Source organism: Chitinophaga varians (assembly GCF_014529945.1).
Lineage (GTDB): Bacteria > Bacteroidota > Bacteroidia > Chitinophagales > Chitinophagaceae > Chitinophaga > Chitinophaga varians.
On record NZ_JACVFB010000003.1, the window covers coordinates 256,127 to 273,696 of the forward strand.

Consider the following 17,570-nt stretch of genomic DNA (forward strand, 5'->3'; position numbering starts at 1 on the left):
GCTGCACCTCCCCTTGTTATATTATTCGCCGGAGAACCAAAAAAATCACACCACAACCCAGTTCCATTTTTTAACACTCATTAAGAGTATATACATATTCGTTAACCTATTCCCCGCATACGGCCCGGTAATTTTACCGCATGAAAAAATTGATGCGTACAATATACCTGCCGGGCATCCTGTTGTTGTCTTTCCTCACCACAACCGCCCAGCAGCGCCAGCAACAAACACAAATCGGCGACGCCGCTACCGGTAAAGCACTGGCCGGTGTAGCCCTTAAGATTACCGCTCTGAATGACACCGCTATTATTCGTACGGCCATGACCGATACACAGGGGAAAGTATCTTTCACGCTTCCCGATGGTCACTATCGGCTACAGCTGCATAGCCTGGGCTATACCGACAGCACCCTTTCCTTTAGTATCCCCGCCGGCCGCTTTCCTGCACTGCCCGCCTCCATCGCGCTCCATGCAGGGAGCACCCAGCTACAGACCATTACCATTAAGGATAATACACCGCCGGTGCAGATGAAAGGCGATACCATTGAATACAACGCCAATAAATTCAAGACAAAAGATAATGCGGTAGTGGAAGAACTGCTCCGCAAACTGCCCGGTGTACAGGTAGAGCGAGACGGCAGCATCAAAGCGCAGGGCGAAACGGTACAACGCGTGCTCGTAGACGGTAAAGAATTCTTCGGCAGCGATCCCGCCATCGCTACACGCAACCTTCCCGCAGATATGATCGATAAAGTGCAAATACTGGACAAACAAAGCGATATGGCGGAGTTCACCGGTGTAGCCGATGGCAAACAAATGAAGACCATCAACCTCGTCACCAAAAAGAACCGGAAACGCGGCTACTTCGGCAACGCCAGCGCCGGCATCGGCACCATGGACCGCTACGAAGGCGGTATCAATGCCAACAGTTTCCTCAACGACATGCAACTGTCGCTGCTGCTGAAAGGCAACAACGTGAATAAATCCGGCTTCAGCGCCTCTGAACTGATCAAAATGGCAGGCTCCAACCCCGATATGTTCAACAACCTGCCTCCCGCCGCACTGTCGGAACTCATGAACATGAGCGGCGTAAAAATTATGGGTACGCCCGAAGCACTCGCGGAAATAGCCCGCCCCATCGGCCTCACTGATACCCGCTTCGGTGGCGCTAACTTCAACAACGACTGGAACAACGGCTTCAAACTACGCAGCAGCTACTTCTTCAATGAATCCAATACCCGCAACAACTACGACTATGCCCGGCAATACCGGCTCACAGATACGGCCTATAACTATCTGCAAAATGGCAGCACCACTAATTACAATATGAATCAGCGTATAGACTTCACCGTGGAAACACCACTCAGCTCCCGCACGGCACTGAAACTGATACCACATGCAGACCTGAACCATCTTAACAACAGCCAGGACCGCACATTCCGCTCCTATACGGCCGATGGCGTCACGCTGCTGAATGATGGTAGCCAAAACACCCACAGCATCGGCGACAACCGCCTCGGCTCCATGGAAATACAACTGCGTCACCGCCTCGCCAAACCAGGCCGTACGCTCATGGTCACCGCCAAACCGGAATACTTTGACAATAACACCACCCTGCTGAACCGCTTCAATAGTACCTTCTTTCATCTCCCTACGGGTGAAAAAAACAGTCATATCGATCAACAAATGGTCAGCAAATCGAAAGTATCCTCCATCAGCGGAAATATCGTATATACAGAACCGTTATCCCGGCCACTAAGCCTGCAGCTGGGGCAACAACTGTATTACAGCGATGGCTCCTACGACCGGCAGACCAGTAACCGCAGCAGCAGCGGCGCTTATGACGACATCGATCCGTTGTACAGCGACAGCTACAACACCCGCAAATGGCAACATACCACCAAAGCATTGCTGGCCGGCAACTATAAGCAGTTCCGTTATACCGTCGGCGCCGGATGGCAACGCAGTACCATCAACGGACACTCCGGCCTGAAAGGATATAACATCGACAGACAGTTTCAGGCCTGGCTGCCGGAAGCGTATGCTGAATATAAAACCAGCAACAAACAAAGGCTGACGTTCCGCTACACCACAGTGGCCACTACGCCCGCTGTCAGCAATCTGCAACCACTGACAGACAACACCGACCCGCTGTATGTTCGTCGTGGTAATCCGCTGCTGGACCAGGAAAAGAGCCATCGCTGGTCGTTGTCATTCAATCAGGTAGCGCCAACATCCGGTAATTCCGTGTATGCCACCGCCGGGTTCAACTGGTACAGCAGCCAGGTGACCGACAGCACCAGCATCGATAAAAATACCGGTCAACAACTGATCATTCCGGTGAATGTACGGGGCAACTACCAGGCTAATTTTTCCGCCGGCAAAAGCATCACCATTGCTCCGCGCAATTCGTCCATATCACTGGGTTTCACCGGCACCTATTCCCGCAATACGCTGTATAATAATGGGGAAGCCAACAGGAACACCATCCTCACGCTGGCCCCTGATATCCATGTGAACTACTACCCGGCCGACCGTGTCAGTATCAATGCCTCAGGCAGCGCCACCTGGAACAACCGGCGCTTCGCTATTCGCAACGGGCTGCCGGAAAAGAACTGGCTGCTCAATTACAACATCGAAAGTATTGTGGTGTTGCCCTGGAACATGACTTTTGAAACCAGCCTGGAAGGCTTCTCTGCACTGGGTCTGGCAGCCGGGTACAACAACACCATCTTATTACTGAATGCAGGACTCAACAAAGAAATCGGTAAACATTTCTCGTTGCAACTGGCAGCTAAAGACCTGTTGAACAATAACGCCGGCATTAACCGTATTACCGGCAACGGCTATATTGAAGACCGCAAAAACAATGCGCTGGGCCAGTATTTCCTCGTCACCGGCACTTATAAATTCAGACATTTTTCCAAATCAAAAAACAAATAACAATGAAAGGCACTCACCTCATCCTGCTGATAGCTTTCCTCCTTACCGGATTCGCAGTCACCGCACAAGACAAAACACAGGGCGTGATACATTACGATCTCACCATGTTCCTGCATGCATCGCTCAAACCAGATCAGCTGAAGTATAAAGACATGATACCGGAAACGGCCAGCAGTCAGGAAGCACTGTATTTCAACGGTAAGAAATGCAAGATCAGCCGCCGGCAACCGGAAGAGCTTCATACAGAAGAAGGAGCTAATGTAAAAATTCAAATGGGCGAAAATGAAGTCGCTTTTTATGAAGACGGCACTACCGGCAAAGCCTGGGCGCTGACAGAAGCCGGCGGCAAAAAGGCACTCGCAGAAAAAGAACATCCCGAGGCCGCTAAAATCCGCACCGGCAACAATACACGCACCATCCTCGGTTTTGTATGCAAGGAGGTAACGGTGCAAAGCAAAACCGGCCAGCTGACGCTGTGGGTAACGCCGGAACTGCCATTCAGAGGCGGACCGTTGCACACCTGGACACCCGAAGGCGCTGTGCTGGGCGTGGAGTCCAAAAAATTCAAAGCCATCGCCACCGCGATCAACTATGAACCGGTAAAGGAAGATGTTGTTACTGCCCCTTCTTTATAAGCGTTAGATAGATGAAAAACAAAAGGCAGCAAATCATTGCTGCCTCTTTGTTTTTGCTTGCAAATGTACTTATCGCATCAGTTCGACCCATCCTTTATATTTCCTCACACCTTGTTCGGTGCGGAGTTCCAGTATGTAATAATAAGTGCCCTCACTCAAACCAGTGCCATTCCATTTGTTGTCATAATTCTTGCTCTGGTACACCTGATTCCCCCAACGGTTGTAGATGTAGAGCGCTGAACCCGGGAATTTGCTCAGTCCTGGTATGAAGAAATTATCATTCTTGCCATCGCCATTAGGTGTGACCACATTCGGAATGAAGATATCTTCGCCGGTCACTTTTATCGGGCCTACCACGGAGGTATTATCGCTGACGTCGGGGTCTTTCTCATTACCACTGATGGTAGCCGTATTGGCGATATCATCTGCACTCATCAGTTTCACCGTGAAGGTAAGTGTGGCGCTGGCGCCGGCAGCCAGTTCCGGTATCTGCCAGTTGATAGTAGCGGCAGCGATATCGTAAGTCGCCGTACCTGCACTGGCATTCAGCGTAAGCGGTCTGCCCAGCATACTTTGCAGACGGTCCTGCACCACCACGCCGGTGGCTTTGTTAGGCCCGTTATTAGTCGCCGTAATGGTGAACGTTAATACATTATTGACACTGAACGGCGGTGTGCTGGTCAGCTGTTTCACCACTTTGAGGTTAGCGAATTTTTCGGTGTTGATGGTAACGATCGCCGTATCCGGGATGCTTACGTCCGGAGGACCGGTTACCACGGCGATGTTGCGTACATTGCCGGTACCGGTGATCGTCACATCGTAGCTCCAGGCGCGTGTTTCACCAGCTCTCAGCAGTCCCGCGTTCCATTGCAGCACACGGGTGGTGCTGTTGTAAACGATATTACCGGAAGGAGGATTGCTGTATACCGGATCGCTGACCAGACTGGCAGGTGGCAGCGTATCCAGTACCACCACAGGGTTTACGCCGGTGGTACCGGTATTGCTGATTTGTAAGGTATAACTGATCACCTGGCCAATGCTGTAAGGACCGCTGGCCGGGCTCACGGATTTCACCACATCCAGTTTGGATTTAGCCCTGATAAACGTAGTAGCGGTGCTGCTGTTGTTGGTACTGTCTATATCGGCGATACCGGCAGGCGTATTCACCACGGCCGTGTTTTGGATGCTGCCCGGCGTAGTCGCGGTGGCAGTCACCTGCAATACTACTTTAGCCCCCACCGGCAACGTGCCCAGTGTAGCATTCATGGTATTGCCATTCAGCGCCGCCTGTACATTGGCCGCACCACCAGACATGGAGAGTACTGTTACCGCCGGTTGTGTGAAGGCGGCAGGCAGTATATCCGTTACCGTTGCATTGTCGGCGTTGGAAGGACCATCGTTGCTGATGGTCAGCTGATAGATAGCTTTGCTGCCGACAAATACCTCCATCGGGCCTGTTTTCACGATGGTCAGATCCGTAGCGCTGCCGATGGTGCTCACCACGGTATTGGAGGGAACATTCTTACCACCCATGTTATTAAGGATGGCATGTGCGGTGTTGCTGACGCTGCCGGAAGGTGCGTTCTGCGCCACGGTGCCTTTCACCTGGATGGTCAGTCCGCTGGTATCGGCCGCCGGCATGTTCACATTTACTTTTATGTTGTTACCGCTACCGGTAGCGCCGCTGTTGATCACCGTGCTGCGGAACGGCGTTGCGCTCCAGGTAACGTTGGTCAGCACGGATGGTATCAGATCGGTAATATCTACGTTGATCGCATCACTCGGACCGCCGTTGATCAGGCTGATGACGTAGGTCACCTGATCGCCGCGTATCATGGTGGCCGGACCGGTTTTACTGATCCTCACGGCCGACTGGGTCACCAGCTGCGTAGTGGCCGTAGCAGATTCCGGTGTAGCGCCGGTTTCGGCGGGCGTCACTGTGGCGGTATTGACGATAGTACCGCTGGCATTGGCCGCTACGTTGCCGGTCACGGTAATGACGATACTATTTCCGCTGCCGGCAGGCATGTCGCCGGTCAGACTAATATTATTACCGGTACCGGATGTCGGGCTCTTGATCACGGCCGTACCGTTGGTCACCGCTTTCCAGCTTACCTGGGTCAGTGTGGCGGGCACTACGTCTGTCACCGTGAAGTTGAGCGCATTGCTGAGGCCACTGTTGTTCACCAATATGGTGTAGCGTATCGGTTGACCTGCAGTGGTGGTAGCGGGGCCATCTTTCTGGATATGCAGTTTAGGCATGGCCGTTACCACCGTCTGCACCAGTGCCGATGTATCCGGTAACGCGCCGGTTTCGGCAGGCGTAATGATCGCTGTATTATTCAGCGTATCGCGGAAGGCGGGGTTCACCGTGCCGTTAACGGTAACGGTTACACTATTGGATGCTCCGGGTGGTATGTTTACGGTAAGGCTCACCAGGTTACCCGTACCGCTGGCTGCGCCCACGATTTGGGCGTTACCTGCTGCCACGGCGCTCCAGCTTACGTTGTTGATCGCCGCCGGCACCGCATCGAGAATATTGGCGTTGGTAGCCATGCTCGGGCCATCGTTTTTCGCAATTAGTGTATACGTGATCGTTTGACCTGACTGTAAGGCTGCCGGTCCGGATTTGGTGATTTGTACAGATGGTTTCAACACTACGTCTGTCTCTATCTCAGAGGAATCCGGCTCGTTGCCTGGTTCCGCTGGTGTTACAATACCGGTGTTGACAATCTTACCAGAGAAAGTGGAATCCACTTTGCCCTGTATCATCAGTCGCAGCGTGCCGCCGGCCGGAATATTGGCGACTGCCTGTACATTATTGCCGGTACCGGTAGCGCCGCTGGTGACGGTCGTGCCCGGCGTGGTGGACTGTACAGACCAGCTCACCTGTTTCACCATAGCAGGCACCTGATCGCTGATAACCGCCTGTGTAGCATTGCTCAGGCCTTTATTTGTGATTTCCAGCCAGTAGCTGATCATTTCGCCGGCGTTCAGCGCCTGCGGACCGCTCTTGGTGATGGTCAGTTCGGGATTTTGTTCTACCACTGTGATCACCGGTGGTGTAACGGCCGTAGGTGTTTGCGGGTCCGGAGAGGTGACAGTAGCGGTGTTGCTGATGGTGTTGGCAGCATCAGCTCTCACCGTGCCGGTAACCATGATAATCACCGAAGCGCTGTCGTTGGCCGGGATATCGGCGGCCACGCTGATCTGGTTGTTGCTACCGGTACCGCCGGCGGTCACATTCGCATTACCGGTGGTGCTGGTGGTCCAGGTGACGCCGGTGATGCGGGAGTCGATCGTATCGGTGATATGCAGGCCGCGTGCAAACGCGGGACCGTTGTTGGTAACGGTGATCAGGTAACTGATCTTGTCGCCCGCAGTGATAGTGGTCGGACCGCTCTTGCGGATCTGCACATCAGACTGTTTAGTCACCACCGTATTCACCTGATCATTCACGGTAGGAGATTCGCTGCTGCCGGCGGTGGCGATGTTGAGCACATTACCGGAGAAATCATCATTGAGTGTGCCCGTGATCGTGATGGCCACACTGTTGCCAGCGCCACCGGGGATATTGGCCGTCGTGGCCACATTGTTGCCGGTACCGCTGTAAGGGCCGGTGATCGTGGCCGCGCCGGTAACGACCGCCTGCCAGCTCACGCCTTGCACAATGGCCGGCACTGCATCGGCGATGCTCACGCCGCTGGCATCAGACGGGCCACTGTTGGTGACCACCACCTGATAAGTAATGGTATTACCTGCCTGTGCTGTCACAGGGCCACTCTTGCGGACCTGTAGACCGACATTACGGCCCACCGTGGTGGTGGTCGTACTGGTATTGTTAGCCGGGTTGTAATCCGTCACGCCATTCACCGCTACATTGGCGGTATTGATGATACTGCCGCTGGTAGCACTACCACTGACAGTACCACTGATATATACCGTGATGTAATTGGCGCTGCCCGCAGACAGTTTACCGGGGATGACAATATTGCTGCCGGCGCTGTCTATTTCCTGGGCGCCGATCACTTCACCGGTGCCGGTAACGACCGCTTTCCAGGTAACATTGGTAATGGCGGCCGGCACCGCATCGGTAATGACCAGTGATGGCACATTCACCGGACCGGCATTGAATATCTGTAGCGTATAATTCACGGTCTCGCCTGCGACCACCTGCTGCGGAGCGCTCTTCACGATGCTCACATCGGTGGACTGGTTGACGGTGGTGGTAATGGAACTTGTTTTATTAGCACCTGCTGTTACCACCGCTGTATTGGTGAAAAATGTATTAGATGTTGGATTGACGATACCATTGACCAGGATGACGATCATGTTACCACTGCCTACCGGGATATCAGCAGTAGTATTGATGGTATTGTTGTTGCCGGATGTCGCTCCTGTTACGGTGGCCGTACCGGTGGCAGCAGCGCCCCATGAGGTTACCGTCACATCTGACGGTACCTGATCGGTGATCAGCGCGCCGGTAATATTGCCGGAGCCGCCGTTGGTCACCACGATGCGGTAGTGGATAGAATCCCCCACATTAACCACAGCGGGACCGGTTTTGGCGATACGCACTACCGGATCATTATCCGCCACGGTCGTCACCGAGCTGGTATTGTCTGCCAGGTTAGGATCAACGATCGGGCTGCCCGCCGGCAGTGACACCGTGGCCGTATTGATAATGGTGGTACCGTTCACTGCAGCCGGACTGAGTACGCCCGTTATCGTTACCTGCAGGATACCGTTGCCTGCCGGGATATCAGCCGTAACGTCCACGTTACCGGTACCGCTGGCTGGTGTGATATTGGCCACGCCGCCGGTGCCGGTCACCACCCAGCTGCCGTTGAGCAGGAGCCCTGGCAGTGCATCCTGGATGCGGGCGCCCTGCACATTAGAGGGGCCATCATTTTGTACCAGCAACGTGTATTGCATCGGTTCACCCGCGCCCTGATTGGCAGGGCCGCTCTTCACGATACGCAGGTTGGCTACCCGGTTGATAGTCGTTACCACGGAAGCCGTATCGCCTACCGGTGTGGCAAACGACGGATCGTTGAGCGCCATCGCCACATTGGTGATATTAGGCAATGCATAGTTGGGATCAACTTTACCATTTACCTGTACGATGATTTTGGCGCCTGCGGTAACGGGGATGTTGCCGGTTACCAATACATCCTGCGTGCCGGAAGCCGCAGATGTAAGCGCGGCGCCGCCGGAAGCAGTGGCAGTCCAGGTAGCATTCAGGATGCCCGCAGGGATAGCGTCTTTAATGGTGATGTTGTTCGCATCACTCGGACCATTATTGAGTACTTCCAGCGTATAGGCGATAACGTTACCTGCCGTTGTAGCAGCAGGGCCGGTTTTATGGATTTTCAGTTTGGCTTTGCGACTGATATTGGTAGATACCGTAGAACTTACCGGTGGTACATTGGGCTCCGCCGGGGTAGCGATGGCCGTATTGGAGATAGCGCCGGCAAAATCGGTCTGCACCCTGCCTGCAATGAGGATGGTGATGCTGTTGCCGCTGCCTGCCGGAATATCTGCCACCACATTCAGCTGATTGCCGGTACCGGTAGCGCCGCTGGTAACAACGGCTGTACCACTGGCAGTAGCCGTCCAGGTGGGATTGATGATCGTCGCCGGGATAGCGTCTGTGATCACGGTGGCCCGCGCATCGCTTGGACCGGCATTTTCCACTTTCACGCCATAGATGATATACTCACCCGCGCTCCAGTTGGCCGGTGCATTTTTCTGAATAATGAGCCGTGGCCGCTGGCTGATCACCGTCGTAACAGTATCGGAAACCGCCGGTGGCAATTGGGATATTTTAGGATCTGCGGTGGCCACGTTTTTAATGGTACCGGCAAGCGTAGCTGCCGGGATGGTACCGGTTACGGTTATATTCACCGCCCCTGTCGTCACCGGAACATTGACCGTCACCTGAAGATTGTTGCCCGTGCCGGTGGCGCCAGACAGGATCGCTGCCCCGCCGGTAGCGGTAGCGCTCCAGCTAACGTTGGTGAGCAGCGCCGGCAGCTGATCAGCGATCACCGCGTTGAGTGCATTGGAAGGACCGGTATTGGTCACGGTCAACAGATAACGAACGTTTTCACCGGCATCGGCGGTAGCCGGACCTGTTTTCACCACATGCAGGGATGGCTGTTGCGCAACGGTTGTCACCACTGGTCCGGATACGGCCGGCTGGGCGCCTGTTTCAGAAGGCTTCGCACTTGCTACGTTGGTGAACGTACCGGAGAAGGACGGATCAACGATACCGGTGATCGTCACCAGTACGCTGCTGTTGCCGCCGCCGGGGATATTGGCGTTCACCTGTACCGTATTGCCGGTACCGGTGCCACCACTATTGACCACAGCGCCACCGCTGGCGGTGGCCGTCCACGTAGTCTGCGTTACCGCGGCGGGCACAATATCTTCTATAGCCAGGTTATCCGCGTTGGATACGCTGGTATTGCTGATCGTTACGGTGTAGGTGATACGCTCACCCGCTCTGAGAGCAGTAGGGCCAGCTTTGGTAACACGAATAGCCGGCAGCTTTCTCACCACCACGGTTTGGGTAGCCGTTACCGGTGGTACCGGTTCGGACGGCGTAGCGGTAGCATGGTTCACAATACTGCCGGAGAAGCCGGGGTCTGTTTTACCTGTTACGGTGATCACCAGTTTATTACCACTGCCTGCGGGGATGTTACCGGTTACCTGTACATTATTGCCGGTACCACTGCCTCCGGCGGTGATGGTGGCCAGTCCCTGTGCGCGGGCCGACCATTGCACGCCACTTAACGCAGCAGGTACCACGTCGCTCACCACCAGGTTCACGGCGTTGGAAGCGCCGCCATTGGCCACTTCAATAGTATATGTCACACTGTCGCCGGCCAATACGCCGTCGACCGCTGCTTTGGTGATGGTAATCTGCGGTAGCCTTCTGACAACCGTTTGTTTGGTGGCGGTATCGCCGGTGCTGCCGGTTTCGGAAGGCACTACGATTGCCGTGTTAGTCAACGTACCGGCGAAAGCAGGGTCCAGTTTGCCACTAACGGTGATCACTATATTATTTCCGCGACCGGCGGCGATATCGCCACTGAGCGCGACGTTATTACCGCTGCCATTAACACCGCTGGCGATAGACGCGTTGCCATTGGCGACGGCCGTCCAGGTCACCTGTTGCAGTGTTGCCGGAACGGCATCTTTGATCTGCATGTTACGGGCGTTGCTGGGGCCATTATTTCCCACGGTAATTACATAGGACACCGAACTACCGGCAGTAGCTGTGTCCGGACCACTTTTACTGATGGTCAGTGCTGCCTGCGGGTTCACCGTCGTGATTACCTCGTTGGAGGTTACCGGCGGGAAGCCCGGCTCTGACGGTGTTACCACCGCAGTGTTGTGGATAGCGTTGTAGGTAGGAGGTAAAATGGTGGCCTGTACCACGACCCGGACAGTCGCATTCGCTGCTATGTTAGCGGTTACGCTCAACTGATTGCCGGTACCGGTAGCGCCGCCGGTGATATTGGCTGTGCCGCTGACTACACTGGCCGTCCAGGACACGTTGTACAAGGAGGCAGGAATCACATCGCTGATGGTGGTAGCGGTGGAATTGGAAGGCCCCTCGTTCTTCACATCTATGGTGTAAGAAATTTGTCCTCCTGGTATGGCTGTCGCCGGGCCGTTTTTCACAATCGTGAATTTCACGGCTTTCTGCACGGTGGCCACATCCGTATCAGATACCGCCGGCACACCTGGTTCAGCAGGGGTGGCAGTAGCGGTATTGGAGAGCGTACCGGAATAGTCGGCGCTGATGACGCCGGAAACGCGGATGGTGATAATATTGGAAGAACCTGCGGGGATGTTGCCCGTGACGTTGATCTGATTGCCTGTACCGGAGCTGCCGGCAGTCACCGCGGCGCTGCCTTGTGCGGTGGCGGTCCAGGTCACCTGTTGCACTGCGGCGGGTACCGCGTCGGTAATGACGGTTCCCACGGCGTCACTCGGCCCGTTGTTGATCAGCGTGATCACATACTGCACCGGCGTACCGGCGATGGCTATCACCGGGGTGGTGCGGCTCTTGTCTATCACCAGGCCAGGCGTGCTGCTGATAATGGTGTTGGTGGTATTGGACGTAAAAGTACCGACGGAGGTTTCCGTAGGCGTAACGGTAGCTACGTTATCGATGCTACCGGTGGCGCCGGCATTCACGGTGCCGGTTACACTGATATACACCTTACCGGTATCGGCGGGGGTGTCTCCACCGGGATAATCCGCTACGATACGCAGGTTGTTGCCGGTGCCGGAAGCACCGGAGGTGATGGTGACTTTACCGGTGGCGGTGGCCGTCCAGCTGACGTTAGACAGTTTGGAGGAAATCACGTCCGTCAGCACGGCGGCACGGGCATCACCCAGCCCGCTGTTATGGGCAATGATACCAAAGTGGATGGATTCTCCGGCAACCGCCATGGCGGGCGCGCTTTTCACCACTTCAAAGTAAGGGCGGCGTACAACCGGCACCGTTACCGTGGCGGTGGCGCCGTCAGGGTCGGGCACTACCGGTGAGACGGCCGTTACGGTATTGGTCAGGTCCCCTTCAAAAGAGGAATTGATCTTTCCGGAGACGGTAATAGTGATCGTGGCATCGCCGGTGGGGATATTGGCCGTTACATCAATATTGGTATTGGTGCTGTTGTCCTGTGTGATCTGTGCCGCGCCGGTATTCGCCACGGAGACGTTGCCGGCGGTAAATCCGGCGGGCAGCGGGTCGGTGATCCTTACGCCGGTAGCGTTACTTGGGCCCGCATTGGTGATGACCATACGATATACCAGTGGCTGGCCGGCGATATAAGGCCCCTGCTCCAGTATTTCTTTTGTGGCCTGGATGTCTGCGCGGCTGATATAGGTAATGGTTACCTGATCGGGCAGTGGCGGACAAACATTGTTCGTGATGGTCCAGGCCAGGGTGGCGCTGGTATTGGGAGGGATGGTGATCGTTGTATGAGGATCGGCTGTATCGGCTATCACCGGGTTACCGCTGATGACTACCCATTTGCCTGTGCCAACAGATGGCGTATTGGCCTGCATGTGGAAGATGCCGGAATTGTACTGGGTAGAGTCAGGCCCCGCGTCCGGCAGGGTGGTATTACCATATTCCGTCACCTGTAAATCCGCATATGTCGGCGGACACGCGCCGCTGGTGATGGTCCACCGGAACACGTAGGTGCCGGTCACCAGTCCGGATACATTGGCATTGGGCAGCTGACGGTTGTCAAATGTGGCGATGCCCGGACCGCTCACCTGCGTCCAGGTACCGGTGCCGTTAGTCGGCGTATTACCACTGAGGGTAGTATTGCTGGTGCCGCACAGCAGTTGATTGGACCCTACCGTCGCCGTAGTGGGGGTTGGGCTGATGTCCAGCGTAACCGGGTAGGATGCCGAACAGCCGCTGGCCTGGTGCGTGAAGGTCACCGTAAAATGATAGGTACCCGGCGCTACGCCGGAAGGTATCACCACATTGATCGGCGAGCCGCCTAAAGTGGCGTTGGTGACCGGATTAAAGCCGGGCATGTCTGCTGATGTGACGCTAAAAGTATTGGCGTTGCCGGAAGTCACGGTATAGGGTATACTAAATAATGCAGTACCCTGACATACCGGATTGACCGTACCGATGTTGACAGTGATATTGGGGTTGACGACTACCCGGAACGGATTGGAGGCGCCATCGCCGGAGCATCCGCTAACAGTGGCGGTCACCCGGTAGTAGCGGCTGGCCGTGAGCGCACCGGTATTCAGCGTAGCGCTGGTCTGGCCGGGCACGACGGTCCATCCGCTAACGCCGTCGGCGCTGGTTTCCCACGTATAGGCGAAACCGGATGCCGGGGTGCCGGTACCGGCTTTGGGTGTAACCGTAGCCGTCAGCGTGGCGCTGGTATTATAACAGATGGTGGAAGGGCCGTTGATACCGGCCGTATAATCGATTACTTTCAATTCTGCCGGGTTAGACACCACGCGGCAGCTGGCATTGTTCATTTCGGCCATCCCCCCTGCGGCCACAACACGGTATTCGAAACCTGCACGAGCGTTAGGAACGCTGAAAGTATATTGGTTGTTGCCCAGGTTGTTGATCACCCCACCGTCGTTATTCCAGGTGGTGGTGCCCAACGCCCTTTTCTGGAGCTGGAAATAATAGTTGGAGTAACTGCCGGCCGGAAGGCTTACAGAGAACCCGCCGGTACCACCGGCACACACTACGCCGGTAGTCTGGCCAAAAGATATCGGAGGGCCGCAGGCCGCAAAGGCAATATCGTCGAGTGCGAGGTCATTACCATTACTGTTGGGGGTATTACTGAAAATACGGAGGATCACCGCGCTGGTGGTAGACGGCATCTGGAAAAGACCGGCCTGCCGCACCCAGGTACCGGGCGACTGATACGGTACCAGCCCTGTGGACACCGAGGCGATCGGGGTGCCATTGGGATTGTTGGCATCCACGATATCAAAGCGCAGACTGGGCTGCGCCACCCCTCCACTGGGGTTGATGTTCATGATCCAGGCGGAGAACTCAAAGGTGGTGCCGGCGCAAAGGCCGGTGATGGTGCGTTCATAAAATTTATCGGGGGTGGCATTGGCATCTACCACCATACAAAATCCGCGGCCATCGGTACTGGTATGGTCTGGCTGGTCCACGAAATAAATGTTGTTGTATCCTCTGGTGGTGTTACTGATCGTATACTGACCGGGATAAGGGCCGGTAGGTCTGGAGCCTACGCCGGGTGCGTAATAGGTATACGTGGTAATACCTGCCGGCAGTGGAGGGCCCAGCGTTGGCCTGGTCGCCGTAGGCGCGTCGCCGAAGGTTTCTTTAAAAACCGGGTCGCCCAAAGATCCGGTACATTGCTGGGCTTTCGCATGACTGGCGGCCAGCAGCAACAGCACACAACACCATTGTTTTACACGGGAAATAATACTCTGAACATTTACACAAATGGACAGCTTCTTTACCATAATAGCTGGGTTTGTACAATAAACTTGATTTCATTGCCGGTGATGCCCAACATACTTACAGCTAAAGGGGATAATGGTCTTCGCGAGGTGGTAGCCGGAGAAAAAGAAATCCTGCGCATGCTCCATTGCATCCGAAATAGTATTGCTGCGCTATAATGCATGTCGGTCCTGAGAATTCGGGGATGATACCTGCCACTACATACATCGGATCCACTGCAGTATCATTGCAAATACTACAACAGCAAAAAAAGGATTATGTTCAAATCATAAGATAAGTTTCCGGGCTATAACGATTACCCGCCAACGTGATACCCGGCAGGTTTGGGGAGATGGCTTTTTCAGCGTTGCTTATCCGGCCCGTAAATAGCGAACCCTACACTGAAAACTTTTGGGGAGACCACCACACAAACCATCCTGATGAGCAGCTCATCAGGATGGCAACGGTTATCAAACAATTTTTCCTACAGGCTGTATCCACCATCGCAACGCAGGATGGTGCCGGTGGTATTGCTATTGCGCATCAGAAAGAGCACCGCTTCCGCAATATCAGTAGCAGCGGCTACTTTTCCCGTAGGCAGTTGTGCCGCATAGGCCTTGAAGGTATCCTCCTTCGCCGCTGCCGGCAGGAAGTCCCACCATGGCGTATCCACCACACCGGGAGAAACGGCGTTGATCCGTAAGGGTTGTAATTCTTTCGCCAGGCCGGGGACCATAGCTTCGAGGCCGGCATTAATGGCTGCCAGTCCGGACGTACCGGGCTGTTTGGTGATGGCGCTGATAGCGGTGATCAGGGTAATGCTGCCACCGGGGCGCATATAGGGCAGTGCTGCCTGTAACGTTTGCAGCTGTGGCCAGAACTTGCCTTCAAAGCCGGCCCGCAGATCGTCCAGCGACAAGTCTTTGAACATACCGGCGCCTTTAGCGCCACTGAGGGCAATCACCAGATGATCGATACTATGTTGTGCAGCGAAGAACTGATCGAGTGCGGGACGGTCGTTGCCATCTACCACTGCGGTAGCCGCCACGGGCACGGCTTCGGCGGCCTCCTGCAGCCGTCCGGCAGCGCGGCCGGTAATGGTCACATGGGCTTTTTCAGCGGTCAGTAAAGCGGCAGTTGCCAGTCCGATACCGGAAGAACCACCGGCGATGATTACACGGGAATTTTCAAATGAAGCAGACATATTGTGTTTCTTTTATGCTGTAAAATTGGCGCATAAAAGACAGACCATCGTTAACCCAATGCTGCATTAAATTAACCGGATACTGCATTTTTCCGGAAGGCCAGTGGGGTAAGCCCCGTCTTCTCCTTGAAAAAACGGTTGAAACCCGCCGGGTCGCTGAAATGCAGCTGATCGGATATACCGGCGATAGTGGTGTCGGTATAACGCAGCACTGCTTTGGCCTCCCGGACCAGCATGTCTGTAATGGCTTCGGAGGCGGTACGACCGGTATGTTCCCGGATGGCCCTGTTCAGATGGTTGGGCGTTACGCCCAATATAGCCGCATAGTCTGCGACTTTCCGTTTGGTCAGAAAATGTTCGCTGACCAGTTTTTTATAACGCGGCACCAGGTAGGCCGGTTTCTCATCCCGTTCGGTGATATCAAAACCCTGCCGCAGATAACTGCGTTTCAGCTCCAGCAGCATCAGGTACAGGTATAGGCGCACGGCTTTGTCGTGGCCGGGCTGATGCCGCTGCAGCTCTGCATTCATCCGTTCAGCAAAATCAACGGTGATCTCCAGTTCAGCCGGCGACAGCTGCATAAACGGTACGCCTGCGAAAGCAAAAAAGGGAAACTCCACCGGAATACGGTCGGCGGAAATGATCCCCTCGAGGAATTCAGGTTCGAACAACAGGTAATACCCAAAAGCATCATCGCTCAGGCCCCGCTTACTGAAGATCTGCCCCGGGAAAGTGAAGCTGATGGTGCCATTGCCATGGGTAAAGTCTTCCAGCCCTAATTGTATTTCGGTAGTGCCGCGCACGGAAATACTGATACGGTAGTAGTCCGATTTCAGTGGTCCCAGCTGCGCCCGCACCCCTTCGCTGGAATACAGCTCAAAACCTTTTATCCGCGCAGCCGGTGCGAGGTTGTTGTATCCAAATGCGGAAGTGTCGCCGGGCACACGGTGCAGTTGCCGGGACTCTTCCAGTCCGTATTGCGGAATATCTTTGCGGGAGGTGTGGACAGGCATGGCTGGTTATTTATACAGTGACCGGATAATATCGTCAATAGGTTCTGCCTTGCGGCGTTCGGCGAGCATTTTTTCACGTTCTTTTACCAGCTTGGCGAAAGCGATGTCCACTTCGGTCAACGCATTTTTGCCGTAGCGTTCTGTGAGCATATCGTCTAACTTAAGCTGTCTGCCTTCGGCGAGCAGCGGCCTGCTGCGCGCATGTACCTGCCCCATAATGCGGATAAGCGTCTGTTTGTCTTCTTCATCCACATCATGGTAGAGGATATAGGATACTTTGAACAGGCTGCTGCCACTTTTGTACAGCAGCTCGTTTCCTTTATCCGTGATGCTGATCAGCTTCGCCCGTTTATCGGCAGGATCATTTTTTTCCGTGATGAGGGACTTCTTTTTCATCCGGTTGAGAATATCGATGCCGGTGGATTGCTCCATCATACAGAGACTGATAATATCTGTTTTCCTTGCTTCTTTTTTGTACTTGATAACATTCAACAAATAAAACCATTCCAGTTCGATGTCCGGCCATTCTTTCATCATCATTTTAGCATAGATGGTGTGTATACCGCTCATTCTGCCGATCAGTTCCGAGATCAGGCCATCCATATCGGGCGCCGGGCCTTCCCCGGATTTGTCCTTTTTCTTCTTTGTCTGCTTACGCGTGTATTGAGCGCAAAAGTCCGCTACTGCGGGCTTATCGGCCTGACTGGCGTAGGCTTCCCATGCTGATATCAGTTCCACTAAAGGCGTCATCATTAGAAATATTTTATGGAAAAAGTACTTATTTTAAAATAA

General features: G+C 54.5%; 6 protein-coding genes. 2 read left to right on the top strand and 4 right to left on the bottom strand.

The genetic code is table 11. From position 1 onward, the window contains the following. Positions 1 to 140 precede the first annotated feature (140 nt). Complete coding sequence (locus tag ICL55_RS15475; RefSeq protein ID WP_188098798.1) at positions 141 to 2,942, top strand: TonB-dependent receptor; 2,802 nt, start codon at positions 141 to 143, stop codon at positions 2,940 to 2,942. 2 nt (positions 2,943 to 2,944) lie between these two features. Beyond that, positions 2,945 to 3,577: a GLPGLI family protein gene (locus tag ICL55_RS15480; protein WP_188098800.1), complete on the top strand. Its 633-nt coding sequence runs from the start codon at positions 2,945 to 2,947 to the stop codon at positions 3,575 to 3,577. Positions 3,578 to 3,646: 69 nt separating this feature from the next. On the opposite strand, the gene ICL55_RS15485 is transcribed toward ICL55_RS15480, so the two are convergent. The 4 genes from ICL55_RS15485 to ICL55_RS15500 form a co-directional block, all read right to left on the bottom strand. Then, complete coding sequence (locus tag ICL55_RS15485; RefSeq protein ID WP_188098802.1) at positions 3,647 to 14,584, bottom strand: T9SS type B sorting domain-containing protein; 10,938 nt, start codon at positions 14,582 to 14,584, stop codon at positions 3,647 to 3,649. Positions 14,585 to 15,045: 461 nt separating this feature from the next. Next, positions 15,046 to 15,765, bottom strand: a complete 720-nt coding sequence (locus ICL55_RS15490; RefSeq protein ID WP_188098804.1) for an SDR family oxidoreductase — start codon at positions 15,763 to 15,765, stop codon at positions 15,046 to 15,048. 71 nt (positions 15,766 to 15,836) lie between these two features. Next, positions 15,837 to 16,778 carry a helix-turn-helix domain-containing protein gene (locus ICL55_RS15495; protein ID WP_188098806.1) on the bottom strand — a complete coding sequence of 314 codons (942 nt, stop codon included), beginning with the start codon at positions 16,776 to 16,778 and terminating at the stop codon, positions 15,837 to 15,839. 6 nt (positions 16,779 to 16,784) lie between these two features. After that, a complete protein-coding gene (locus tag ICL55_RS15500) occupies positions 16,785 to 17,531 on the bottom strand; it encodes a MarR family winged helix-turn-helix transcriptional regulator (RefSeq protein WP_188098808.1) in 747 nt (248 codons plus the stop codon). Positions 17,532 to 17,570: the final 39 nt, after the last annotated feature.